At 73.1% G+C, this 24,037-nt stretch carries 25 protein-coding genes; 15 read left to right on the forward strand and 10 right to left on the reverse strand.

Annotation, left to right across the window (positions count from 1 at the left end):
- Positions 1-20 precede the first annotated feature (20 nt).
- From hemC to hemB, 3 genes are all read left to right on the forward strand, one after another.
- Positions 21-1,031, forward strand: coding sequence for a hydroxymethylbilane synthase (gene hemC / locus ACFXHB_RS03195; RefSeq protein WP_380571591.1), 1,011 nt, complete (start codon positions 21-23; stop codon positions 1,029-1,031).
- Complete coding sequence (locus tag ACFXHB_RS03200) at positions 1,028-2,695, forward strand: uroporphyrinogen-III synthase (RefSeq protein WP_380571592.1); 1,668 nt, start codon at positions 1,028-1,030, stop codon at positions 2,693-2,695. The genes hemC and ACFXHB_RS03200 overlap by 4 nt, the downstream gene beginning before the upstream one ends.
- 81 nt (positions 2,696-2,776) lie before the next feature.
- Complete coding sequence (hemB, locus tag ACFXHB_RS03205; protein ID WP_380571593.1) at positions 2,777-3,757, forward strand: porphobilinogen synthase; 981 nt, start codon at positions 2,777-2,779, stop codon at positions 3,755-3,757.
- Positions 3,758-3,850: 93 nt separating this feature from the next.
- Here the strand turns inward: hemB and ACFXHB_RS03210 are convergent, their stop codons facing one another.
- The 3 genes from ACFXHB_RS03210 to ACFXHB_RS03220 all read right to left on the reverse strand — a co-directional run bounded on the left by ACFXHB_RS03210 (position 3,851) and on the right by ACFXHB_RS03220 (position 5,093).
- Positions 3,851-4,108 (reverse strand): hypothetical protein, encoded by a 258-nt coding sequence (locus ACFXHB_RS03210; RefSeq protein ID WP_380571594.1) that lies wholly within the window; start codon positions 4,106-4,108, stop codon positions 3,851-3,853.
- 220 nt (positions 4,109-4,328) lie between these two features.
- Positions 4,329-4,673 carry a rodlet layer protein gene (locus tag ACFXHB_RS03215; protein ID WP_380571595.1) on the reverse strand — a complete coding sequence of 115 codons (345 nt, stop codon included), beginning with the start codon at positions 4,671-4,673 and terminating at the stop codon, positions 4,329-4,331.
- 75 nt (positions 4,674-4,748) lie between these two features.
- Positions 4,749-5,093, reverse strand: coding sequence for a rodlet layer protein (locus ACFXHB_RS03220; protein WP_313764319.1), 345 nt, complete (start codon positions 5,091-5,093; stop codon positions 4,749-4,751).
- Between the two features lie 299 nt (positions 5,094-5,392).
- On the opposite strand from ACFXHB_RS03220, the gene ACFXHB_RS03225 reads away from it, so the two are divergent.
- Positions 5,393-6,049 carry a hypothetical protein gene (locus ACFXHB_RS03225; protein ID WP_380571596.1) on the forward strand — a complete coding sequence of 219 codons (657 nt, stop codon included), beginning with the start codon at positions 5,393-5,395 and terminating at the stop codon, positions 6,047-6,049.
- Positions 6,050-6,156: 107 nt separating this feature from the next.
- Here the strand turns inward: ACFXHB_RS03225 and ACFXHB_RS03230 are convergent, their stop codons facing one another.
- The 4 genes from ACFXHB_RS03230 to ACFXHB_RS03245 all read right to left on the reverse strand — a co-directional run bounded on the left by ACFXHB_RS03230 (position 6,157) and on the right by ACFXHB_RS03245 (position 7,867).
- Positions 6,157-6,561 (reverse strand): hypothetical protein, encoded by a 405-nt coding sequence (locus tag ACFXHB_RS03230; RefSeq protein WP_380571598.1) that lies wholly within the window; start codon positions 6,559-6,561, stop codon positions 6,157-6,159.
- 118 nt (positions 6,562-6,679) lie between these two features.
- Positions 6,680-6,952 (reverse strand): chaplin, encoded by a 273-nt coding sequence (locus ACFXHB_RS03235; protein ID WP_380571600.1) that lies wholly within the window; start codon positions 6,950-6,952, stop codon positions 6,680-6,682.
- 110 nt (positions 6,953-7,062) lie between these two features.
- Positions 7,063-7,305: a chaplin gene (locus ACFXHB_RS03240; RefSeq protein WP_329488293.1), complete on the reverse strand. Its 243-nt coding sequence runs from the start codon at positions 7,303-7,305 to the stop codon at positions 7,063-7,065.
- 310 nt (positions 7,306-7,615) lie between these two features.
- Positions 7,616-7,867 (reverse strand): chaplin, encoded by a 252-nt coding sequence (locus ACFXHB_RS03245; RefSeq protein WP_380571602.1) that lies wholly within the window; start codon positions 7,865-7,867, stop codon positions 7,616-7,618.
- A gap of 230 nt (positions 7,868-8,097) precedes the next feature.
- Here ACFXHB_RS03245 and ACFXHB_RS03250 point away from each other — a divergent pair, with 230 nt between their 5' ends.
- From ACFXHB_RS03250 to ACFXHB_RS03270, 5 genes are all read left to right on the forward strand, one after another.
- Positions 8,098-8,337: a chaplin gene (locus tag ACFXHB_RS03250; RefSeq protein WP_380571604.1), complete on the forward strand. Its 240-nt coding sequence runs from the start codon at positions 8,098-8,100 to the stop codon at positions 8,335-8,337.
- A gap of 231 nt (positions 8,338-8,568) precedes the next feature.
- Positions 8,569-10,275 carry an RICIN domain-containing protein gene (locus ACFXHB_RS03255; RefSeq protein WP_380571606.1) on the forward strand — a complete coding sequence of 569 codons (1,707 nt, stop codon included), beginning with the start codon at positions 8,569-8,571 and terminating at the stop codon, positions 10,273-10,275.
- A 210-nt stretch (positions 10,276-10,485) separates the two neighbouring features.
- Positions 10,486-11,757 carry a hypothetical protein gene (locus ACFXHB_RS03260; RefSeq protein ID WP_380571607.1) on the forward strand — a complete coding sequence of 424 codons (1,272 nt, stop codon included), beginning with the start codon at positions 10,486-10,488 and terminating at the stop codon, positions 11,755-11,757.
- Positions 11,758-11,859: 102 nt separating this feature from the next.
- Complete coding sequence (locus ACFXHB_RS03265; RefSeq protein ID WP_380571609.1) at positions 11,860-12,348, forward strand: MarR family winged helix-turn-helix transcriptional regulator; 489 nt, start codon at positions 11,860-11,862, stop codon at positions 12,346-12,348.
- A 93-nt stretch (positions 12,349-12,441) separates the two neighbouring features.
- The gene (locus ACFXHB_RS03270; protein WP_380571610.1) at positions 12,442-13,968 is read left to right on the forward strand and encodes a DHA2 family efflux MFS transporter permease subunit; all 1,527 of its coding nucleotides are present in this window, start codon (positions 12,442-12,444) and stop codon (positions 13,966-13,968) included.
- A 601-nt stretch (positions 13,969-14,569) separates the two neighbouring features.
- On the opposite strand, the gene ACFXHB_RS03275 is transcribed toward ACFXHB_RS03270, so the two are convergent.
- Together ACFXHB_RS03275 and ACFXHB_RS03280 are read right to left on the reverse strand one after the other, a co-directional pair.
- Positions 14,570-15,814 (reverse strand): helix-turn-helix domain-containing protein, encoded by a 1,245-nt coding sequence (locus ACFXHB_RS03275; RefSeq protein WP_380571611.1) that lies wholly within the window; start codon positions 15,812-15,814, stop codon positions 14,570-14,572.
- A gap of 112 nt (positions 15,815-15,926) precedes the next feature.
- A complete protein-coding gene (locus ACFXHB_RS03280; RefSeq protein WP_380571612.1) occupies positions 15,927-16,100 on the reverse strand; it encodes a hypothetical protein in 174 nt (57 codons plus the stop codon).
- 186 nt (positions 16,101-16,286) lie between these two features.
- Between ACFXHB_RS03280 and ACFXHB_RS03285 the strand changes: the two genes are divergently transcribed.
- The 4 genes from ACFXHB_RS03285 to ACFXHB_RS03300 all read left to right on the forward strand — a co-directional run bounded on the left by ACFXHB_RS03285 (position 16,287) and on the right by ACFXHB_RS03300 (position 20,294).
- Positions 16,287-17,273, forward strand: a complete 987-nt coding sequence (locus ACFXHB_RS03285) for a ParB/RepB/Spo0J family partition protein (RefSeq protein ID WP_380571613.1) — start codon at positions 16,287-16,289, stop codon at positions 17,271-17,273.
- Between the two features lie 210 nt (positions 17,274-17,483).
- On the forward strand, positions 17,484-18,479 hold the full coding sequence (locus tag ACFXHB_RS03290) for an NAD(P)/FAD-dependent oxidoreductase (protein WP_380571614.1): 996 nt from the start codon (positions 17,484-17,486) through the stop codon (positions 18,477-18,479).
- Between the two features lie 61 nt (positions 18,480-18,540).
- Positions 18,541-18,861: a hypothetical protein gene (locus ACFXHB_RS03295; protein ID WP_380571615.1), complete on the forward strand. Its 321-nt coding sequence runs from the start codon at positions 18,541-18,543 to the stop codon at positions 18,859-18,861.
- Positions 18,858-20,294, forward strand: a complete 1,437-nt coding sequence (locus ACFXHB_RS03300; RefSeq protein ID WP_380571616.1) for a PLP-dependent aminotransferase family protein — start codon at positions 18,858-18,860, stop codon at positions 20,292-20,294. Before ACFXHB_RS03295 ends, ACFXHB_RS03300 begins: the two co-directional genes overlap by 4 nt.
- Positions 20,295-20,311: 17 nt before the next feature.
- On the opposite strand, the gene ACFXHB_RS03305 is transcribed toward ACFXHB_RS03300, so the two are convergent.
- Positions 20,312-21,589: an MFS transporter gene (locus tag ACFXHB_RS03305; protein WP_380571617.1), complete on the reverse strand. Its 1,278-nt coding sequence runs from the start codon at positions 21,587-21,589 to the stop codon at positions 20,312-20,314.
- A gap of 86 nt (positions 21,590-21,675) precedes the next feature.
- Between ACFXHB_RS03305 and ACFXHB_RS03310 the strand changes: the two genes are divergently transcribed.
- Positions 21,676-22,653 carry a DUF5937 family protein gene (locus tag ACFXHB_RS03310; protein ID WP_380571618.1) on the forward strand — a complete coding sequence of 326 codons (978 nt, stop codon included), beginning with the start codon at positions 21,676-21,678 and terminating at the stop codon, positions 22,651-22,653.
- A 53-nt stretch (positions 22,654-22,706) separates the two neighbouring features.
- Positions 22,707-23,993: an MFS transporter gene (locus ACFXHB_RS03315; RefSeq protein ID WP_380571619.1), complete on the forward strand. Its 1,287-nt coding sequence runs from the start codon at positions 22,707-22,709 to the stop codon at positions 23,991-23,993.
- Positions 23,994-24,037: the final 44 nt, after the last annotated feature.

Below are 24,037 nucleotides of genomic sequence, written 5' to 3' on the forward strand. Positions count from 1 at the left end.
ACCACCGGGACGATCACCTCATGAATGGTCAACCGCTCACCGACCAGGCCCCGGCCGCCACCGCAGCGCTGCGGCTCGGCACCCGGCGCAGCGCGCTCGCCATGGCCCAGTCGGGCATGGTCGCCCGCGAGGTGACCAGGGTCACCGGGCGCCCCGTCGAGCTGGTGGAGATCACCACCTACGGCGACACCTCCCGGGAGGCGCTGGCACAGATCGGCGGCACCGGCGTGTTCGTCTCCGCTCTGCGCGACGCACTGCTGGAGGGCCGGATCGACTTCGCCGTGCACTCGCTGAAGGACCTGCCCACCGCCGAGCCCGAGGGACTGGCGCTGGCCGCCGTCCCCGTGCGCGAGGACGTGCGCGACGCCCTGGTGGCGCGCGAGGGCCTGGCGCTGGGCGAGCTGGTGGAGAAGCTGGCCGGCGCCGGCCGCACCGCCCGGATAGGCACCGGCTCCCCGCGCCGGATGGCCCAGCTCAACGCCTGGGCCCGCGCCCGCGGCGCCCAGATCGAGACGGTCGCGATCCGCGGCAACGTGGACACCCGGATCGGCTTCGTGTCCTCCGGTGAGCTGGACGCGGTGGTGCTGGCCACCGCCGGGCTGAACCGCCTCGGCCGCGCCGCCGAGATCACCGAGCACCTCGACCCCGAGCTGATGATCCCGGCCCCCGGCCAGGGCGCGCTCGCCATCGAGTGCACCGCCGCCCAGGGCGGGCTGGCCGCCGCGCTGTCCGCCCTCGACCACGCCCCCACCCGGGTCGCGGTGGCCGCCGAGCGTGCCCTGCTCGCCACCCTGGAGGCCGGCTGCTCCGCACCGGTCGCCGCGCTGGCCACCTGGGGCCACGCGTCCGAACTGCGGCTGGAGGGCGTGGTCGGCACCGTCGACGGCGCCACCCTGTTGAAGATGTCCGCCAACGGTCCGATCGTCCTCGACGAGACCGCCGAGCGGCAGGCGGCGGCCCTCGGCCGCGCCCTGGCCGCCCGGCTGCTCGACGCGGGCGCGGCCACCCTGATGGGGGAGCGAGCCCGATGAGCCCCACCGCCGCCACCGAGACCCCGTTCCCGGCCGACAGCCCCTTCCCGGGCGGGGCGCCCGCCGCGGGCCGGTGCACCTTCCTGGGCGCGGGCCCCGGGGACCCGGGCCTGCTGACCCTGCGCGCGGTCGAGGTGCTGGCCTCGGCCGACATCCTGGTCGCCGACCCGCTGACCGCCGCCGCCGTGCGCAGCCACTGTCCGGCCGGTGTGCAGGTGCACACCCCCGGCGCCGAGGGCCCGGAGTTCGACCTGGCCGAGCTGGTCGCCGAGGCGGTCCGCTCGGGCAAGCACGTGGTCCGGACGGTCGACGGCGACCCCGGTCTGGACGGCTGCGCCGCCGAGGAGATGCTCGGCTGCGCGGGTCACGGCATCCACTTCGAGGTGATCCCGGGCGTCGCCCAGTCGGTCGGCGTCCCGGCCTACGCGGGCGTCCCGCTGCGCGGCGTGGGCGGCACCGACGTCCGGTTCGTGGACGGCGCGGCGCTGCTCGCCGGCAGCCCGGTGGACCTGGGCGCGCCGGAGACCACCCTGGTGGTGCGCACCACGCTGGGCCAGCTGCCGGCCACCGCCAACGCGCTGGTCTCCAACGGCCGCAAGCCGGAGTCGGCGCTCAGCGCGACGCTCTCCGGCACCACCACCCGTCAGCGCACCTTCACCGCCACCCTGGCCACCATCGCGGCGGACCTCAAGGTGGCCCGGGTGCTGCCCTCGCCGGTCTCCGCCCCGGTGGACCCGGCGACCTCGGTGATAGCCGTGGTGGGCGAGCAGGTCGCCCACCGCGCCTCGCACTCCTGGTTCGAGACCAAGCCGCTGTTCGGTTGGAACGTGCTGGTGCCGCGCACCAAGGAGCAGGCCACCGGCCTCTCCGAGCAGCTGCGCTCGTACGGCGCGGTGCCGCAGGAGGTGCCGACCATCGCGGTCGAGCCGCCGCGCACCCCGCAGCAGATGGAGCGGGCGATCAAGGGCCTGGTCACCGGCCGCTACGAGTGGATCGCCTTCACCTCGGTGAACGCGGTGCGCGCCGTCCGCGAGAAGTTCGAGGAGTACGGCCTGGACGCCCGGGCGTTCGCCGGGATCAAGGTCGCGGCGGTCGGCGAGACCACCGCGCAGGCCCTGGTGGACTTCGGCGTGAAGCCGGACCTCGTACCGTCCGGCGAGCAGTCCGCCGCCGGGCTGCTGGAGGACTGGCCGCCGTACGACCCGGTGTTCGACCCGATCGACCGGGTGCTGCTGCCGCGCGCCGACATCGCCACCGAGACCCTGGTGGCCGGCCTGGTCGAGCTGGGCTGGGAGGTCGACGACGTGACGGCGTACCGGACGGTGCGCGCCTCGCCGCCGCCGGCCGAGACCCGCGAGGCGATCAAGGGCGGCGGCTTCGACGCGGTGCTGTTCACCTCGTCCTCGACCGTGCGGAACCTGGTCGGCATCGCCGGCAAGCCGCACAACGTCACGGTCATCGCCTGCATCGGCCCGGCCACCGCCAAGACCGCAGAGGAGCACGGCCTGCGGGTCGACGTGATGGCCCCGGCGCCGTCGGCGGCCGCGCTGGCCCAGGCCCTGGCAGACTTCGGGGCCAGGCGCCGCGACACCGCGACCGCGGCGGGCGAGCCGGTCTACCGGCCCAGCGAGCGTCGTCCCGGCTCGCGCCGCAAGGCCCGCTGAGGCCCCGGCGCCCGAGTCACCCGAGTCCGGGGGCGGCGAACGTCGCCCCCGGAGCCGTTCAACCGTTCGGAGAGAGAAGCCGTGTCCGCTGAATTCCCGTACGTGCGTCCCCGTCGGCTGCGTTCGACTCCGGCGATGCGCAGACTGGTCGCGGAGACCAGGCTGCACCCGGCCGAGCTGATCCTGCCGCTGTTCGTCCGCGAGGGCGTCCGCGAGCCGGTCCCGGTGACGTCGATGCCGGGCGTGGTCCAGCACACCCGCGACACGCTGCGCAAGGCCGTGGTCGAGGCCGCCGAGGCGGGCCTGGGCGGGGTCATGCTGTTCGGCGTGCCCGAGGTGCAGGACGCGGTCGGCAGCGAGGGCACCAACCCGGACGGCATCCTGCAGCAGGCGATCCGGGACGTGGTCTCCGAGGTCGGCGACTCCCTGGTGGTCATGTCCGACCTCTGCCTGGACGAGTACACCGACCACGGCCACTGCGGCGTGCTGGCCGCCGACGGCAGCGTGGACAACGACGCGACGCTGGAGCGCTACGCCGAGATGGCCCGGGTGCAGGCGGACGCGGGCGTCCACCTGGTCGGGCCGTCGGGGATGATGGACGGCCAGATCGCGGTGGTCCGCCGGGCCCTGGACGAGGCCGGGCACCAGGACACCGGGATCCTCGCCTACACCGCCAAGTACGCCTCGGCGTTCTACGGCCCGTTCCGGGAGGCGGTCGGCTCCTCGCTGAAGGGCGACCGCAAGGGCTACCAGCAGGACCCGGCCAACGCCCGCGAGTCGCTGCGCGAGCTGGAGCTGGACGTCGCCGAGGGCGCCGACCTGGTGATGGTCAAGCCCGCGATGGCCTACCTGGACATCCTGCGCCAGGTGGCCGACGCCTCGCCGGTCCCGGTCGCGGCCTACCAGGTCTCCGGGGAGTACGCGATGGTCGAGGCCGCCGTGGCCAACGGCTGGATCGACCGGGAGCGGATGATCCTGGAGACGCTGACCTCGATCCGCCGGGCCGGCGCCGAACAGATCCTCACCTACTGGGCGATCGAGACCGCCGCGATGATCAAGTAGCCGTCGCCCGCCCGCTCGCCCGGGCGGTCACCCCGCCGCACGACGGAGGCCGGACCCCGCACGGGGTCCGGCCTCCGTCGTGCCGCCCGGGCGTCAGCCGACGTGGGCGAAGCCCTCCACGCCACCGACCGCGTCGGTGGAGGTGGCGGCGCCCCAGCCGTGGGCGCCGGTGTGGATGTGCGAGGTGTGGGCGAGGCCCCACCACTCACCGGCGGCGAACACCGGGTGGGCCGAGGCGACGAACTCGCCGCCACCGGCCAGGCCGACGTGCGCGAACGCCGGGGTGGCGACACCCGCGAGCGCCAGCGCGCCGAAGGCGGTCAGCGCGGCCTTGCCCAGCTTGCTCTTCATTGGATCTGCCCTCTCTTCCGGGACGCTCGGTCGGAGCGCCCTGCCACTGACACGTGAACACACGCTGCCGACGGTCGCGGCGCCCCACGCGCCGCCCCGACGGCCTGTCACCCGGTCGGCCCGTACCCGGAGCACGGGCCGACCGGGCCGTCGATCCACCGAAGCCCGGAGGGCCCGGGGACACGTCCCCGGGCCCTCCGCCGCTGCCCTGTGCCGGTGATCAGCCGATCAGGTGCGAGACGCCCGCGTCGCCCGAGGACTGGGTGTTCTGGCCGACGTTGCAGATCTGCTTCGGGGTGCTGTTGAGGATCGGAACCTCGACCGGAACCGCGACGCCGACGACGGCGACCGCGATGTTGTGCACCTCGGGCAGGCAGATGTTCGCGTTGTCCAGGGTGTGGAAGTTCGGCGAGCTGTTGCCGTGGGTGCCGGTCTGGTTGGTGCCGCCGTTGCCCTGGGCGGAGACGGCCGAGCCGTCCGAGTCGGCGATGGCGGAGGCCGAACCGGCGGACATCGCGATGGCGGCGGCGGCCAGGCCGGCGGCGGCGAGGGTCTTCTTGATCATTTCTGGTTTCCTCTCGGGAGATGAATCGGGGAGCGATTCGAAGGGCGGTACAGGAGGGTGGAACGGGCGGACAGGTCAGCCGATGAGGTGGGAGACGCCGGAGTCGCCCTTGCTCTGGGTGCCCTGACCCTGGGTGCAGTACTGCTTGCCACCGCTGTTGGCGATCGGGACCTCGACCGGGACGGCCACACCGAGCACGCCGACGGCGATGTTGTGGATCTCGGGGAGGCAGACGTTCGCGTTGTCCAGGAAGTGGAAGTTCGGGCTGTTGTCACCGACGGTGCCGGTGAAGTTGGTCCCGCCGTTGCCCTGGAGGGACGCGGCGGAGCCGTCCGAGTCCGCGATGGCCGAGGCCGGCGCCGCGGCGGCGGCCAGCGCGGCGACGGCCAGGCCGGCGGCGGCGAAGGACTTCTGGATCATGGGGAGATCCCTCTCTGGAATGCTTTTGGTTTCCGTGCGTACAACGCGTAGAACGCTCAGGCCCGGTCTGCGGTCACTGACATTCAGATCAAAGAATGACGGCACGGAAGGTTACGGGGATTCTTGAAAAGAGTCCGGGAGGCGCGGCGTCCGGGGGTTTCCGGTCGGATTATTAGGCCGAACCGGTTAACCGCCGCAATCCGGGCTCCGGGTGTCTCGTTGAGACAGATTGCTTTCGGCTGCGCCCTGCGCAGCCGACCCCCAGATCCCCAGTACGGACAGGCAGAACGGTGAAAAGCATGAAGTTCTCCAAGCGGGCCGGCGCGATGCTGCTGGCGGTCGGTGCGGGCATGCTCGCCTCCCCGGGGGCGGCCTCCGCCGCCGCGGTCGGCCCCGACCAGGTCGGAGCCCTGGAGGACCGGCTGGCCACCCAGCAGGTCCCGGTGGACGTGCCGCTCGCACCCTTGGACAGCCGGATCTCCGGCGGCATCCCGACCTCGCTGCTGATGCCGGCCGTGCCCGGTCGCACCACCGGCAACGACCTGATCCCGGAGCAGATCGTGCCCGGGGTCGCCACCGGCAAGGTCGGGCCGTCGGCCAAGGCCGAGCTGCCGCTGCCGCTGGTGGACCAGGGCGCCGACCTCGGTGAGCTGCTGCTGGAGGCGCCGGCCGCCCCGCTGCACGCCGACACCCCCGGGATCGGGCTGGGCAAGCCGCTCGCCCTCGCCCAGGACGGCACCGGGCAGCTGGCCGACGGCACGCTCAGGGTCGGCGAGGTCGACCCGCGGCTGATCACCGGCGCGGTGCAGGCCGTCCCCGGTGCCAAGGCCACCCTCGGCAACGAGGACGAGCGGATCTCCGTCACCGACTCGGTGGGGAACCTGGCCGCCACCACCACCGCGACCACCACCGGCGTCGTGGACCAGACCGGCCTGGCCGGACTCGCCCAGCTCTGAGCCGGTCCGGTCCGCGGGCCCGTCGCGGGCGCGCGGACCGGGCACGGGAGCCCGGCACCCCCTCCGTACGGACGGGGTGCCGGGCTCCGCCCGTGCGCCGGCGCGGCTCAGCCCGGCAGGGTGCCGAGCAGCTGACCGACGAGCGGCAGATCGCGCGGGCCGCCGCCCGCGCTCAGCGGGCCGGTCAGCGTGGTGGTGCTGACCGGAGCCAGGCCGCTGTCCTCGGGCTGGACGGTCGCGCCGTTGTTCAGCACATCGGCGGAGGAGTTGGCCCACGGGTCCAGGCGCAGGTCCTTGACCGGCGCGATGCCGTAGCCGAGACCGGTGGTGGTGCCGCCCAGGGCCTGGGCGAGGTCGGTCTTGGCCAGGCCGGCGCCGCCCTGGGCCGGCGCCGCGTGCGCCGTGCCGGCGCCGGCGCCGCCGAGCAGCATCGCGGCGCCCAGGGCGGCGGCCAGGCCGGCCCCGCTCCTCATCGCGACCGTGTTCTTCGCGACCGTGTTCTTCGCGACCATGCGCATCACCCTTCAGGGGTCGGGTCCCCGGGCGGCTGGACCGCGCCCGGGTATGCCGAACTGCCCCCCGGCCGGTTGGGCGGGAGGCAGTTCGGCCGGAACGCGTGCGGATCGGGGATCAGCAGTCGTCCGCGTCGTGGTGCGGGTGCGCGTCCACGTTGGCGCAGCTGTTGCCGAACGCCGGGTTGAGCAGGCCGACCACGTTGATGGAGTTGCCGCACAGGTTCACCGGGATGTGCACCGGGACCTGGAGCTGGTTGCCGGACACCACGCCGGGCGAGCCGGCGGCGACGCCCTCGGCACCGGAGCCGGCGGCGGCGGAGCCCGCCGCGCCCATCACCAGGCCGGCGGCGGCGGCGGAGAGGACGGCGGCCTTCTTCACGTTCTGCATGGGGGTTGATCTCCTCGATCACACACGGGTGGAGCGGGCCGCACCCCGCCGTGGGCGGGGTGCGGCACGGACTCGGTGGAGCGGCGGTCGCCGGTGCGGCGACCGCCGGTTCAGCCGATGTTGGCGCAGTTGTTGCCGAACGCCGGGTTCAGGATGCTGATGACCCCGATGGAGTTGCCGCAGACGTTGACCGGGATGTGCACCGGGATCTGGATCTGGTTGCCGGAGAGCACACCGGGGGAGCCGGCGGCGACGCCCTCGGCACCGGAGCTGGCGAACGCGCCGCCGGCCGCGCCGACGACCAGTCCGGCGGCGGCGAGGGACAGGGCGGCGGCCTTCTTGAGGTTACGCATGTGGTTCTTCCTCCGTTTTCTGCCCGACCGTAAAGGGAATGAGTCGGGAGCCGGGCGAAGGGAAATCATCGCCCGCTGGTTTCTGGGATTGCCGTGATTGTCACTCTGGCGGCCCAAGTCGCGCGTGTCGCCCGTGGCTTGGGCGATGGAGTGGCCGCCGCTGCACCGCGCGTCGCAAGGAATTCCCGCACGGCCGGGAACACTCGCGCAGACGCGCGACCAGGAGTAATTCCGGACGGGCTCGGACCGGCGGCGGATCTCCCGGAGTCGATGGGCCGCCCGGCGGACCGGGCGGCGGTCGCACGCTGGTTCAGGCGTTCGCGCAGTGGTTGCCGAACGCCGGGTTGAGCAGGCCGGCCACGTCGACCGAGTTGCCGCACAGGTTCAGCGGTACGTGCACCGGGATCTCGACCTGGTTGCCGGAGGCCACCCCGGGTGAACCCGCCGCGACACCCTCGGCGGACGCGCCGTGGGCGTGGTGGGCGGTGGCGGCGCCGGCACCGGCGGCCAGCAGGGCGGCGGTGGCCGCCGTGCCGATGACGCCGTGGGCGAGCTTGCGCATGTGCGGTACTCGATTCGTCTGGTGAGCCTGTGCGGAGCGTGTTCCGTCAGGGAGAACGAGGCAGCGCCCGGGGGGAAACGGTCGGGGCCGGTGATCACCCGAATGCCCGGGACCGGTCCCCGTTGAGCCACTCGGGTGACAAAGCGGGTGGCGTCGCAACCGGGCCGGGTGGGTGTCGTTCTAGATGTCGCACTCCCCGTGCATCTCTGTCGAACAGTCAGGAGGCTCCTATGAGCATCAAGAAGACGGCCGCCGTCGGTGCCGCCGTGGTAGGCATCGTGGCGGCCGGTGCCGGCACCGCGATGGCCAGCTCCGGCGCCGAGGGTGTCGCCGCGGGTTCCCCCGGCGTCATCTCCGGCAACCAGCTGCAGGTGCCGGTCCACGTCCCGGTCAACCTGTGCGGCAACACGATCGACATCATCGGTCTGCTCAACCCCGCGTTCGGCAACCACTGCGTCAACGCGGGCTGACCTGCGCCCGGTTCGGCCGGCGCGAGCCGCCGTTCCGCGCTTCCCTCCTGGGGCGCGGGGCGGCGGCTCTCCGCGTTTCCGGGCCCGGCGGGGGAGTCCGGTCCGGTGCTGTCCGGAGCCTTGTTGCGTTACTTGTCAGTACCTAGAATGTGAGACCTGCTCACCTTTCTTTGCTCCGAAACCGTCCGGCGTCCCCGGTCGGGCGGTCCCCCACCCCGCAAGGAGTCACGTGTGATCAGGTCACGACTGTCCGGTGCGCGCAGATCCCGGTCGACGACCCGCCGTTCCCCGTACGGCGCCCTGCTCGCGACGGGCGCCCTCCTCGCCACCCTCGGCCTGGCCGGCGCCCCCACCGCCCTCGCCGACACCGGCGCCCCCACCGCCCTCGCCGACACCGGCGCGGCCGCCGCCCCGGCGACCCGTCCGGCCGCGATCGTCGCCCTCGGCGACAGCGCCATCTCCGGGGAGGGCGCCGGCACCGACACCGGCGACGGCTACTTCCCCGAGACCGACTCGCCCACCGACTACTGCCACCGGCACCCCAAGTCGGAGATCTTCGTCACCGACATCCCCGGTGTCACCCCGATCGACCTGGCCTGCTCCGGCGCCCAGACCGGCGACCTGGTCAGCGACCCCGAGCTGGCCGCGATCACCGGCCCCGGCAGCGGGGACTTCGGCGAGCGCAAGCAGGACGTCCGACTCGCCGAGGTGGCGGGCACGTACGACGTCAAGATGGTGGTCGTCACGATCGGCGCCAACGACGACTTCGACTTCAGCGGGATCATGATGCACTGCCTCGCGCAGTACTTCCCGATCCCCAAGGACCAGGGCTGCCGCGACACCCTCGGCAGCGAGGAGATCGCCAAGCGCGCCGAGCGGGTCAAGCCCAAGGTGGTCGCGGCGCTGCAGAACATCCGCCGGACGATGCGCGCCGCCGGCTACGCCGACTCCGCCTACCAGCTGGTCTACCAGTCCTACTTCAACCCGATCACCCCGGACATCCGCCGCAACGACTACCTCGGCAAGGTCGCCGACGGCTGCCCGGCGTTCCCCGAGGACCTCGCCTGGGGCCACAACTGGGTGGTGCCGCTCCTCAGCGACACCCTGCGCGCCGCCGCCGAACAGGTGCCCGGCGTCCGGTACCTGGACCAGCGGCGGGTCGCCTTCGGCCACGAGGTCTGCGCCGAGTGGACCAGCTCCCCGTACGAGTACACCAACGGGGACGTGATCAACCTCGCCGAGTGGGTCCGCAACGGCTGCGACCAGCAGATCGGCATCCCCGGCCTCTGCATGAACATGGTCCGCCAGTCGTACCACCTGCGGGTGGCCGGCTACCGCGGGGAGGGCGTCTGCCTCGGTCAGTTCTACGCCCGGCCCGACCAGCAGCAGGCCTACTGCACCCTCGACCAGCAGAACACCACGTCCATCCAGCCGCTCACCCCCGGGAAGCCGTTCGGTGACGGGCCCGAGGACGGCGCCTGGTACCAGCTCACCTCCGCCGCCGGCGGCAAGGTGCTCGACCTCTCCGGTGGCGGCACCTACGGCGACTCCACCAACGGTCGCGCCGCCATCACCTACACCCCCACCGGCGGGCTGAACCAGTCCTTCGTCCTGGAGGTCAAGCAGGGCGGGAGCTACGAGCTGGACTTCAGCGGCAACCGGAACATGTGCCTGGACGCCAACGCCGGCTCCACCGCCCCCGGTACCCGGCTCCAGCAGTGGGGCTGCAACGGCGACGGCAACCAGCACTGGGTCTTCGAGCCGGCCGGCGACGGCCTCTACAAGCTGGCCGACTCCCAGGACCGGAGCAAGGTCGCCACCGCCGGTGGCGGCGTCGACGCCAAGGGCAACACCCTGGTCGAGCTCGCGAACGACACCGGTGCGGCCAACCAGCTCTGGCGGCTCACCAAGCTCGGCATCGTCTACCTGCACGGCTGACGCACCGACCCGTACCGACCCGTACCGACCCGTACCGAGCCGCGCGGGTCGGTACGGGTCGGTGCCGGTTCGCCGCCCCGGGCGGGCTCCCGGTCTTCCGGGCCCGGGACGGAAGGTTGCCGCGAGTCCTCGAACCCCAGTGCCGTAGGCTCGCTCGGCGGCGCGTTCGTGGCCGCGCCGATCACGAGCGGGGGCGGGGAGTCCAGAGCGATGAGCACGGCATCGAGTACATCGAGCACGGAACCGGCGAGCGCGGAGCCGTCCGGTGCCGAGGCGGCCCCCGACGACGCCCGCCGGCAGGGCCGCTTCGCCGCCGCGGTGGACCGCTTCGCACCCGCGCTCGGCGCGTACGCGGTGGTGAAGGCCACCGGCCTGACCGTCTTCCTGCTGCTGCTCTCGCACACCGGCGACTTCCTCCGCAAGGACCCGGGCCGCGGCGGCGGCGCCCAGCCCTGGGACGTGCTCGGCACCTGGGACGGCGTCTGGTACCAGCGGATCGCCGAGAACGGCTACGACCCGCAGCTGATCCCGCTGCACGGCTACCCGCTCGCCAGCTACTACGAGAACTCGGCCGCCTTCTTCCCGCTCTACCCGTGGCTGATGCGCCTGGTCGGCGCCGTCACCGGTCTCGGCCCGTACGGTTCGGGCATCGCGGTCTCGGTGCTGGCCTCGTTCGTCGCGGCGGCCGGCATCTTCGCCGTCGCCGAGCGGCTCGGCGGCTTCCGGGCCGGGGTGATCGCCGCGGTGGTCTGGGGCCTCTTCCCGGGGTCGGGGGCCGAGTGGGCGGTCTACTCGGACTCGTTGTTCGTCGCGATCTCCGCCTGGGCCTGCTACTGCGTGATGACGCACCGCTGGCTCGCCGCCGGACTGCTCGCGCTCGCGGCCGGCCTCAACCGGCCCACCGCCGCCGCCCTGATCGCGGCCGTCTCGATCGCCGCGCTGGTGGCCCTGGTCCGGCGCACGGACGGCGTGGCCCGGCCGCTGACCGCGATGCTGATCACCCCCTGGGGCCTGCTCTGGTACGTCGGCTGGGTCGGCTACCGGATGGACGACTGGGGCGGGTACTTCAAGCTGCAGCGCGGCGCGTGGAACCGCTACTTCGACTGGGGCGCCTCCACCGCGCGCACCTTCCTGGACGTGATCACCGGGCACTGGGACTTCTGGCAGTCCAACCCGGCGCCCGACCTCATCGCGGTGGTCCTGCTGATCGCCCTGCCCGGGCTGCTGGTGCTGCTGCTGCGCACCCGGCCGCCGCTGGTGCTGGTGGTCTACACGCTGCTGACCGTCTTCACCGCGCTGAGCAGCAACCAGATCTTCGGCAACATCTCGCGCTACCTGCTGCCCGCCTTCCCGCTCTTCATCGGCCTGGCCATCGCGCTGCGCCGGGTGCGGGTGTCCACGCTGGTGGGGCTGTTCGCGATGCCGACGCTCGCGGCGGGCTGGTACGCGGGGTACGCGCTGTTCGAGCTGGGCATTCCGTAGACCGCGACGGGCGGTCGGTGGGGCCGGTGGGACGCCCGCCACGCGGGGATTGGTTGGCCACGGGATCATCTGCCGGCAGACGGCCTTGCTACGCTCGGACGCATGACGACGAGCCCTCCCGTACGCCAGATCCGTGACATCTCCGGCCTGCTGGACCACGCCAGCCATGTACTGGCGACCCGGATGTCGGCCGCCTTCACCGAGCTGGGGATCACCCCGCGCGCCTACTGCGTGCTGTTCCACGCGCTGGAGACCGAGCGCACCCAGATCCAGCTGGCCGAGCTCGCGGACCTGGACAAGACCACCATGGTCGTCACCGTGGACGAGCTGGAGAAGCTGGGCCTGGCCGAGCGCCGCCCGTCCGCCACCGACCGCCGGGCCCGGATCATCTGGGTGACCGAGGCGGGGGAGCGGGCCGTCGAGCTGGGGACCGCGATCGCCGACCGGGTGCACCGCGAGGTGCTGGAGTCGCTGCCCGAGCCCGAGCGGGCGGTCTTCGTCTCGGCGTTGAAGCACCTGGTGGAGGGGCATCTGGCGGAGCCGGTGGAGAGCGACCGGACGGTTCGGCGGGCCCGCCGCTCCCGCGGCTGAGCATCCCGAAAGGGACCTTCCTGAGAAAGATAGTCCTGAACGAGACTATCTGTTAGTGTCATACCCGGTACTCGACGAACCGGGAGACCCACGATGACCACGCATGCCACCGACGCACCCGCGCCCAGCGCGCCCGCACCGATCGCGCCCACTCCGGGCGCGTCCGCCCCTACCCGGGCCGGATCGGCCCGCTCCCGCGCCCTCGCCCTGGCGGTGCTCTGCGCGGGAATGCTGATGATCATCCTGGACGGGTCGATCGTCACCGTGGCGCTGCCGGCCATCCAGGCCGACCTGGGGTTCTCGTCCGCCGACCTGACCTGGACGGTCAACGCCTACCTGATCGCCTTCGGCGGCCTGCTCCTGCTGGCCGGCCGGCTCGGTGACCTGATCGGTCGCAAGCGGGTCTTCATCGCCGGACTCGCCGTCTTCACCGCCGCCTCGGTGCTCTGCGCGGTCGCCACCGGCCAGGGCATGCTGATCGCCGCCCGCTTCCTCCAGGGCGTCGGCGGTGCGATGGCCTCCGCGGTCAGCCTCGGCATGATCGTCACGCTCTTCCCCGAGCCGGGTGAGCGCGGTCGGGCGATCGGCGCCTTCAGCTTCGTCGGCGCGGCCGGCGCCTCGATCGGCCAGGTCCTCGGGGGAGTCCTCACCCAGGCCCTCAACTGGCACTGGATCTTCCTGATCAACCTGCCGCTCGGCCTCACCGCCGTCCTGCTCGCGGTGCGGGTGCTCGACGCCGACCGCGGCCCGGGGCTGCGGGCCGGTGCCGACGCCCTCGGCGCCGTGCTGATCACCGCCGCCCTGATGCTCGGCATCTACACCATCGTCGGTACCGGCGAGCACGGGTGGACCTCCGCCCGCACCCTCGGCCTCGGCGCGCTCGCCGTCCTGCTGCTGGCCGGCTTCCTGCTGCGCCAGGCGCGCGCCGCCCACCCGCTGCTGCCGCTGCGGATGCTCCGCTCCCGTACCGTCGCCGGCGCCAACCTGGTGCAGGTCCTCGCGGTGTCCGGGCTGTTCGGCTTCCAGATCCTGCTCGCGCTCTACCTGCAGAACGTGCTCGGCTACGGGGCGGCCGCGACCGGTCTCGCCATGCTCCCGGCGGCGGTGGCCATCGGAGCCGTGTCGCTGTTCCTCTCCGCCCGGCTGAACGCCCGCTTCGGCGAGCGCAACGTGCTGCTGGCCGGGCTGGCCCTGCTGGTCCTCGCCCTGGGGCTGCTGGTCCGACTGCCGGTCGACGCCGACTACGTCGTCCACCTGCTGCCGACCATGCTGCTGATCGGCGGCGGCGGTCTGGTGCTGTCGGGCCTGACCGGGCTGGGCATGTCCGGCGCCGGGGCGGCCGACGCGGGTACCGCCTCCGGCCTCTTCAACACCACGCAGCAGGTCGGCGCGGCGCTCGGGGTCGCCGTGCTCACCACCCTCGCCGCCACCCGGACCGGGACGCTGGCCGGAGCCGGGCACCCGGCCGCCGAGGCCCTCACCGGCGGGTTCCGGCTGGCGTTCGCCGTCGCCGCCGGGCTGCTGACGCTGGCCCTGCTGGTCACCGCCGTCGTGCTGAGGTCCACGCGGTCCACCGGAGTCGCCGGGTCCGCCGGGCAGGCCGTCGCGCCGGTGCTCTGAGAACTCCCCCTCGTGCGGGCCACCGGGTCGATCCCGGTGGCCCGCAGGGCTGTTCACGGGTGCCCGGGGTGGGGTTGTCAAGGATCGGGAAGGGATTCCGGGGCAATTCTCACGCGCTCTCCGGAACATGTCGGCTATGCCGGTCTTCAGGGGGTTGCGGCTTCCGGGGGAAGTGGCCGGAGACCTTCCGGATATGGGCATTAGGTGTGATCATCGCCAAATTCGGGGCGGAATCCGCAGCCGTACGGAAAAGGCGACCGGAGCCCGCACCACCCCGCGGCCGACTCCGCTCTCCCGCGCGCGGGTCGGCGTCCGGAGGCGAGCGGAGGAGTCCGGAGGCGTGCGGAGCGGCCGCGGCGCGGAGCGGGGCACGCGGAGGCGGCCGACGGCGGTGACGGCGAGGGGCAGTGGTGCGCACGCGGTGCGCGGGCGGCGGCCGGCGGGGTGGGCACGGCTGCCACCGAAGTGGGGCGCGGTCCGCGCGTGCTGAGCCGGGTTCTCCGGCGGCGGGCACGTCGCGTCGCGTCGTTCGAGCGGGTCCGCGCCGCGCCGGCGGGTCGGGATCGTGGACCGACGGTGACCGGGGGCGGACCGGGTGGGCTCAGCCGGAGCGTTCGGCCTGGGCCAGCGTGACGGCGAGGGAGCGCCAGACCTCGGAGGCGAGGTCGATGTTGGCCGCGTCCTGGGCCTGTTGGGCGAGTTGTTCCAGCTCTCGGATCGCGGCGTCGCGCTCACCGTTCAGGATGCGCAGCTGGTTGCGCAGCATGAGGTGCCGGACGCGGTCGCGAAAGGACAGGTGCTCGGGGTGGTCGCCGAGTCGTTCGCAGAGTTCCCGGGCGGCCGGGTGGTCCTCCTGGTGGAAGGCCAGGTGCGCCTGGAGGGTGAGGAACTCCTGCTGGTGGACCGGCAGGCTCAGCAGCTCGACGGCCGGGGCGGCCTCGCGGAGCCGGCGTTCGGCCTGGTCGGTGCGGCGCGGATCCATCCGCAGGTAGAGCGAGGCGGCGGCGAGTCTCAGCCGCATCCAGAGCACCAGTTCCTCGTTGCCGGCGCCCAGCAGGTCCATGGCCTGTTCCAGCAGGGCGGCCGCGTCGGCGTGCCGGCCCTGGCGGATCCGGATGCTGCCGGCGGTCCAGAAGGACTCGGCGCGCAGGGCGACCGGGAGTTCGTCGACGAGCCGGAGCACCTGGTCGGTGTGGTCCACGGCCTCGACGAGGCGGCCCGTCTCGGCCTCGACGGAGATCAGGACGAGCAGGGTGCGGGTCAGGTCGCTGCGGGAGAGCTGGTGCTCGGTCGCGAGGGCGTAGGCCTCGGTGGCCATCCGGTGGGCGGCGGGGACGTCGCCGGTGGTCCTCTGACATCGGGCCAACTGGACCCGGGCTCTGACCTGCAGGTGCGGGTGCTCGATCTGGTCGCTCAGCTCGGTGAGCGCCTGCAGGGTGCGCTGCTGGTCCTGGCGGGCGCCGCTCTTGCGCTGGTTCTCGGCCAGCATCCAGAGGGACTGCCAGCGCAGCGCCGGGTGGGTCGGGGCGCCCTGCCGCACGGTGTCCAGCAGCATCCGGGTGGCGTCCTCGGTGTCACTCCCGGAGACCACCATGGCGAGCGTTTCGGCGGTACGGTCGGCCGGTTCGGCCTGGAACGACGAGAGCGGCAGGTCCAGCTTCTCGCAGAGGTAGGCCACCGCGCGGTCGGTCGGCGGGCGGCTGCCCGACTCCAGACGGGAGAGGTAGGCGGCGGACATGCCGGGCCCTGTCAGCTGGGCCTGCGAGATGCCTCGGTTCTGCCGGATCGTCCGTAGCCGGATGCCGAAGTAGGGCTGTGGCAGGGTTGGGATGGACGTCTGGAGCATGGCGACGACACTGCCACAGCGCCACCGTCATTTGTCAAGCCCGCACCGGGACCCCGGCAATTCTGTCAATCCGGGGCCCGGCGCGCGGTGGATCAGGGCTGGTCGCAGCGGCTCACGGCCACTCGATGTCGCCCTCCTTGCCGTCGGGCACGACGATCGTGATGCCGCTTCCGGCCGTGGTCGAGGTGGCCGTATGGGCCGACAGGGCATGGAGGTTCTGTGCCGCGCCGAATGCGAGGACCACCGCCAGTCCGGTGAGCGCGAGCGTGCGGCGGAGTGTGTTCATCGTGCATTCCCTAGGGTTGTTCAGCAGTGATTCCTGGCGGCGGTACGGGCCGGCTTCCCCCCGATCACTCCGCAGCGGCAACGTAGCTCACCTCGGGTTCTTTGACAAGCATCTGCCAAAGACATTGACAAACTTGGCAAGCGATCGAAGGGTGCTGTCTTATGGGGCTGTAGCGGAGGAGGGGTGGTGGCGGTGACGGGGGCGGTCACGTCCGAGGTCAACAGTGTGCCGATCGCGGAGTTGAGGCCGGCCGACTCGCCGCGGCTCGCGGGCGAGGACAGCGGACATGTCGAGACGCTGGCGCAGAGCGGGACGGCCTTCGACCCGATCCTGGTGCACCGGGCCACCCGGCGGGTGGTCGACGGCATGCACCGGTTGCGCGCCGCCGCGCTGCGCGGTGAGCGCCAGATCAGGGTGCGGTACCTGGACGGGCCGGAGGAGGAGATCTTCATCCGCTCGGTCGAGGCCAACGTGGCGCACGGCCTGCCGCTGACCCTGGGGGACCGGCGGGCGGCTGCGACCCGGATCCTCGACAGCCACCCGGGCTGGTCGGACCGGGCGATCGCCCGCACGACCGGGCTGTCGCCGAAGACCGTGGGAGCGATCAGGCGTCGTTCGAGCGAGGAATATCCTCAGTCGAGCGCCCGGGTGGGCCAGGACGGGCGGATCCGCCCGGTGGATCCCGTCGAGGGGCGCCGGGCCGCGGTCGCGCTGCTGACCGAGCGGCCCGAGGCGACCCTGCGCGAGATCTCGCAGGCCGTCGGCATCTCGTCCAGTACCGCGCACGAGGTGCGCCGGCTGCTGCGGCAGGGCGAGGACCCGCTGCGGCTGGCCGGGCGCGTCCCGCGGCAGGACCGCCGTGCCCTCCCGGCCAGGTCCGGCCAGGCCGCGCGGTCGCGGACCCCGGAGCCCGACCGGTCGGGCATCCTGGAGCGGCTCGCGAAGGACCCGTCGCTGCGCTTCACCGAATCCGGGCGGCTGCTGCTGCGTTGGTTGGGCACCCATGACTTCGACGCGCGGACCGGCCAGGAGCTGATCGCCGCCGTGCCGCCGCACTGTGCCGCCGCCGTGGCCGACCTGGCGAGCAGCTTCGCGCGCGAGTGGAGCCGCTTCGCCGAGGAGCTGGCCCAGCGTGCCGACCTCCCGGACGGTGGCCGCCCCAAGGCTTCTTGACGCTCGATCACGAGCGTTGCGAGGATCGACGCGCTGCTGCCGTGAGTGCGACGAGAGCCACCGGCACGGTGGCTCCCCGCGCGTCCGTCCCGCCTCTTCCCGTGCTCGGCGCCCGCAGCGCGCCGACACCGCCGGCTTCGGATCCCGAGCCTGCGCCCGGGCCGGCCGGACCGCGACCATCCCTGCTTCCGAACACCAAAGGAGACGGCCGTGGCGCCAGCCACCGAGTCCACTGTCGACATCGCCATCGTCGGAGCCGGCCCCGCGGGCCTGTACGGCGCGTACTACGCCGGGTTCCGCGGCCTGACCAGCGCGGTGATCGACGCGCTGGAGCAGCCGGGCGGCCAGGTGGCCGCGCTCTACCCGGAGAAGCGGCTGTACGACGTGGCCGGCCATGTCGCGGTCAAGGGGCGGGAGTTGATCGACAACCTGCTGGAGCAGGCCGCGCCCTTCGAGCCGCGCTACCTGCTGGGCCAGACCGCGACGACCCTCGCGCCGCACGGCAGCGGGTGGGAGATCACCACCGACACGGGAAGCCGGGTCCTCGCCGGCGCGGTGGTGATCTCGGCCGGCATCGGCCGCGTGGTGCCCCGCACCCTGCCGTGCTCGCTGCCCTACGAGGGCCGGGGCGTCGCCTACCACGTGCCCCGGCTGGAGGAGCACCGCGACCGCGACGTGGTGATCGTCGGCGGCGGCGACAGTGCGGTGGACTGGGCGCTGGCGCTGGCCCCGATCGCCCGATCGGTCACCGTCGTCCACCGGCGCGGCACCTTCCGGGCCCACGAGCACAGCGTGAAGCAGCTGTACGCGGCCCCCGTCCGAGTCGTCACCGACGCCCAGGTGACCGCCTGCCACGGCACCGACGCCCTGGCGGGAGTGACCGTCCGCAGTCCCGAGGGCGAACTGGAGCTGCCCGCGCAGGCGCTGGTCGCCGCACTCGGCTTCTCCTCCCAGCTGGGACCGATCGCCGACTGGGGCCTGACCCTGGAGCACCGCCAGATCCTGGTCGACGCCGCCATGCGGACCAGCCTGCCGCAGGTCTACGCGGTCGGGGACGGCTGCACCTACCAGGGCCGGGTCCCGCTGATCTCGGTCGGCTTCGGCGAGGCCGCCACCGCCGTGAACCACGCGGCCGTGGCGCTGCGCCCGGGGGCCCAGCTGGCCCCGGAGCACTCCTCCGACTTTCCGCAGTCCGGTCCGGCCTGAGCCGACGACCGCCCCGACGCGCTCCGGCGCGTGCCGCCACACCGATGAGAGGAAGCCAATGATGACGACACCTCAGATTGAGTCGGGCCAGTTCAGCGAGGTGATCCCCGGCGTGGTCGACGGGACGGTCACCGCCACGCTCGACGCGGAGGGCAACGTCTCCCTCCACGTCCTGGTCGGCCGGCACGGCCGGAACTCCGAGCGGTGCGACCGCATCGAGTTCATCCTCACCGAGGAGAACGCCCAGCAGCTGGGCGCGATGCTGACCGACGCCACCACCGCGCGAACCGGGCCGGTGCCCTGCTCGGTGGGCGTCCGGCTGAACTCCCCTTTCACCGGGACCGAAGCGGATCTCGCCTCCGCCGGTCCGTCGGCGCGTTGAGCTACGCGCTGACGGCCTCCCAGGTCGTCCGCATGCTCGGCGACTGGCGGGCGGCCGGGCCGGCCTACGCGGACCTGGCGGAGGCGTTCCAGGTGCTGATCGCCGACGGCCGGCTGCCGGCCGGGGCCCGGCTCCCGGCCGAGCGGACCTTCGCCGCCCAGTGCGGACTCAGCCGCAACACCGTCACCGCGGCCTACCGGATCCTGCGCGAGCGGGGGTTCCTGGCCAGCGACCGCGGGGCGGGCTCGTTCGTCCGGCTGCCGGAGCCCGGACGACGGACCCGGGCCCCGTACTCCCTGGCGGCCCGCGGCGCCGGGTCGATCGACCTGGCGGTGGCCTCGCTGCCCGCCCCCGAGGCGGTCCTCGGCACCGCGACCAGGCTGGCCGCCGGGGACCTCGCCCGGTACTCGCACCTGCACGGCTACGACGTGGCCGGGGTGGCCGAGCTCCGCCGGGAGATCGCCGAGGACTTCACCCGGCGGGGCGCTCCGACCGGTCCCGGCCAGATCCTGGTGACCGCCGGGGCCGACCACGCGCTCGGCCTGATCATCCGGCTGCTGTCCCGGCCGGGCGAGGCGGTGATCACCGACAGTCCGACGTACCCCAACGTGATCGACCTGACCAGGGCGCTGGGCCGCCGGCTGCTCACCGTGGGCCTGGGCGCCGACGGCTGGCACACCGACGTCTGGACGTCCGCGCTGCGCCAGGAGGCGCCCAGGCTCGCCTATCTGATGCCGGACTTCCACAACCCGACCGGCCTGGTCATGCCGGACTCCGCGCGGTCCGCGATCGTCGACGCCTCGCGCGCTTCGGGCACCTACCTGGTGGTCGACGAGGCGCTGCGCGAGCTCGCGCTGGACGGCGGGGAGCCGCCCCCGCCGATGGCCTCCTACTCGACGCCCGACCACGTCATCACCATCGGCACCATGAGCAAGACCTGCTGGGCCGGCCTGCGGGTGGGCTGGATCCGGGCGTCCAAGCCGGTGATCGCCCGGCTGATCGGGCTGCGCAACCTGGTCGACACCGGCAACTCGCTGCTCACCCAGCTCATCGGGCTGCGCGTGCTGGAGTCCGGGGACAGTCTGCTGCGGGAGCGGCGGGAGCTGCTGCTGGAGCGCCGCCGGGTCCTGGCGCAGCTGCTGGAACGGGACTTCCCCGAGTGGCGGTTCGCCCTGCCGCGGGGCGGTCTCTCGCTCTGGGTGGACCTCGGGGCCCGGCTCGGCTCGCCGCTGGCGCAGGCGGCCGGCCGGCGCGGGGTGGAGATCCTCTCCGGGGGTCGCTTCGGCGTGGACGGCACGCTGGAGAGCCATATCCGGATCCCGTTCGTCGCCGACGAGCCGACCCTGGTCGCGGGCTGCGAGCGCCTCGCGGAGGCCTGGCGGGAGGTCCGGCTCACCGGTCGGGGGAGCCGGCGGACCCAGGCGGCCGCCTGATGCCGGGCGGGCCGTCGTCACGGCGCCAGCGCCAGCGGCGCCCCGCCCGGCGACGCGGGCGCGCCCGGCAGTTCGCGCATCCGCCGCAGCGGCGACAGCAGGACCGGCAGGACGGCGAAGAGCTCACCCACGACGCCCACCCACATCGCCTGCCGGACACCGAGGGTCTGCCCCAGCACGCCGCCGATCAGCGCGCCCAGCGGCATCGCGCCCCAGACCAGGAAGCGCACCGTCGCCGTCATCCGGCCCAGCAGCGGCTTCGGGCAGAGCTGCTGGCGGAACGCCACCCCGGTGATCTTGAAGGTCATGAAGACCACCCAGCCCAGCGCCTGGAGCAGCAGCGCGACCGCGAACCGCCAGTCCGCCTGGTACATCGGCAGCGCCAGCAGCCAGAGCGCGGCGCTGGTGATCATCGCCGCGCACATCGCCGGCCCCTGGCCGAACCTGGTCACGATCCGCACCGTGACCAGGCTCCCGATCAGGCCGCCGACCGCCTCCGCGGTGAACACCAGCCCGCACAGGAACGGCGACAGACCGAGCTCGCCGGCGAGCAGCACCAGCAGCATCGAGGCGCCGATCGTGCCGCACATGTTGGAGATCGCCGCGGTGAGGGTGATCGAGCGCAGCAGCCGGTCGCCGAAGACGAACCGCAGCCCCTCGCCGATCTCGGCCCGCAGACTCGCGTCCGGACGGATCTCGGGCCGCTCCTCGGGCCGCTTGATCCGGGTCACGAAGAGCGCCGACAGGACGAAGCTCACCGCGTCGACCACGAGGGCCACCGGCGCGGTCAGCGCCCCGACCAGCACCCCGCCCGCGCCCGGCCCGCCGACCTGGATGGTGCTGCGGCTGGCCTCGATCTTGACGTTGGCCTCCACCAACTGCGCGTCCTCGACCAGGTGGGGCAGGTAGCTGCCGTGCGCCGCGTCGAAGAACGCGGTGCAGACGGACATCCCGAAGGCGACCCCGTACAGCTGGAGGAGCGTCAGGCCGTCCAGCCAGGCGGCGATCGGGACGGAGGCGAGCAGCGCGGCCCGGCCCAGGTCGCCCAGGACCATCACCCGACGCCGGCGCACCCGGTCCACCCAGGCACCGGCCGGCAGGCCGATGAGCAGGAACGCCAGGTACTCGAAGGTCACCAGGAGGCCCGCCTGGAAGGGCGTGGCCTTGAGCGTGCCGATCGCGACCAGCGGGAGGGCGATGAGGGTCACCGCCGTTCCCGCCTGGCTCACCGAGTCGGCCGCCCAGAACCGACGGAAGTCGGTATGGCGGAAGAGACTGGTGCGAGGCGCTGTCATGGCGGCCAACACCACCACCCTGGAGCCGGAACGGCCATTGTTTTAGTCTGGGCGAAAACCTCGCGGGGCGGTCGGAGGACGAGGCCATGGGTGAACTGCGGTTCGGCGTACACGACATCGTCAACATCAGGTTCGCGATCTCCCCGCTCTGGGAGACCGTCGCCAGCCTCCGGGTGGTCGCCGACCCGGGCCGGTACGTCGTCCATCTCCCCTGGATCAGAAGGGCGTTGGCGCTGCGGGAAGATCGCGCGCTGGTGACCCGGACGGCGGCGCTCGCGGCCCTGCTGCCGCTGCGCGACGACGGGCCGGCCTTTCTCACGCCGTCACCGCGCTGCCCGCTCGCCGAGATCGAGGAGGAGCTCGCGATCCTGCTGGCCACCCCGGCCGACGAGGTCCGGGCCGGTCTGGGCGCCGGCTGTCCCACGCGGCCCCGCTCACCGTTCGGGCGCCGGCTCGCCGAGGATCCGGAGCGGGCCCTGCCCGAGCTGGCCGACGCCGTGCACGCCTGGTGGCTGGCGGCGGTCAGGCCGCACTGGCCGCGGATCCGCGCGGTGCTGGAGGCGGACATCGCCCACCGCACCCGCCGGCTCGCCGAGGACGGCATCCAGCAGGTGCTGGGCGGCCTCCACCCGAGCCTGCGGTGGGCCGGGGACCGGCTGGTCTCGCCGGACCTCCCGGCGGCCGGGCTCGACCTGGGGGGCACCGGCATCACCCTCACCCCCAGCGCCTTCGCCGGGCGGTGCCACCTGCTGACCGCCCGTCGGTCGACCCCGCCCGGCGCGGTCTACCCGTCCCGGGCGCTCGGGGTGCTCTGGGAGCGCCGGGAGAGCGCGGGGGACGGCCTGGCCCGGCTGCTCGGCCGCAGCCGGGCCCAGTTGCTGGCCTGCACCAGCTCGCCGACCACCACCACCCAGCTGGCCGCCCGCACCGGGCTCAGCCTGGGCGCGGTGTCCCAGCACCTCGCGGTGCTGCGCGACGCCGGACTGGTCACCAGCCACCGGTACCGGCGCGAGGTGAATTACACGGTCAGTGACCTGGGGACGGCCCTGTTGCAGCAGGCGTAGTTCCGGGCGCTATCGCGTTGACAGACCGACCGGCCGCCCAGCATGCTCCTCTGGTGTCCCAATCGAGCCCGGCGCCCAAAAAGAGCCTGATTTCCCATCACGATTTCCGGCAACTCTGGGCCGGTCAGTCCATCAGCCAGGTCGGCTCGGCGGTGACACTGCTCGCCCTGCCGTATCTGGCGATCAAAGAGCTGGACGCCACGCCTTTCCAGGTCACGCTGCTCACGATGTTCCAGTACCTCGCATTCCTGCTGCTCGGCCTGCCGGCCGGCGCCTGGGTCGACCGAATGCGGCACCGCCGGGTGATGATCGTGGGCGATGTGGGCCGGGCGATTCTGCTCGGCTCCATTCCGGTCGCCTACGCCTTCGACGCGCTCACCCTGACCCAGCTCTACGCCGTCACCTTCGGCGGCTCGGTGCTCACCCTGTTCTTCGACGTGGCCTATCAGAGCGTGCTGCCCTCGCTGGTGGCCGACGACCAGCTCGTCGAGGGGAACGCCAAACTGGAGGCGACCCGCAAGGTGGCCGAGGTCGGGGGCCCCGGTCTGGCCGGCGCGATCATCAACGTCCTCAGCGCACCGCTGGCCATCGCGGTCAACTCGGTCGGTTTCCTGGGCTCCGCGTTCTTCCTGACCCGCATCCGGCGGCCCGAGCGGCGGCCGGAACCCCGTCCGGACAGCAACCTGCGCAAGGAGATGGGCGAGGGCCTGCGCTTCGTGCTCGGCCACCCGATCCTGCGGCCGATCGCCGCCACCGCGACGATCTCCAACCTGTGGGGCACCATCGGCATCTCGCTGCTGGTGGTCCTGCTGGCGGACACCCTGCACCTGTCGGCCCTGCTGGTCGGCCTGGTCTTCAGCGCCGCGGCGCTGGGCGGCATCGCCGGCGCGGTGCTGGCGGAGCGGGTCGTCGCCCGGCTGGGCCAGGGTCCGGCGATCTGGATCTGCATGGTCGCCAGCACCGCCTGCTGGTTCCTCGCGCTCCCGCTCTACCAGGCGGACTGGCGGCTCGCCCTCGGCATCGTGCTGCACGGCCTGGGCTGGATCCCGTTCATCATCTACAACGTCACCCAGGTCAGCTTCCGGCAGCGGGTGACCCCCAAGCACCTGATGGCCCGGATGAACGCCACGATCCGCTTCATGGTCTGGGGCGTGGTGCCCGTCGGCGCCCTGCTGGCCGGGGTGCTGGCCGAGAAGTACGGCGTCCGGGCGGCGATGTGGGTGGGCGTGGTCGGCGAGCTCTTCGCCGTCCTGCCGGTGGTGCTCTCTCCGCTGCGCGCCATGCGGGAGCTCCCGACGGCGCCGGAGGACGAGCCGGTGGCGGCCCCCGCCACCGTGTGACCTCGGCGTTCTCCCGGCCCACCCCGCCGGATGATCTCCGGTAC

The sequence above is a fragment of the Kitasatospora sp. NPDC059327 genome, from assembly GCF_042752535.1.
Taxonomy (GTDB): domain Bacteria; phylum Actinomycetota; class Actinomycetes; order Streptomycetales; family Streptomycetaceae; genus Kitasatospora.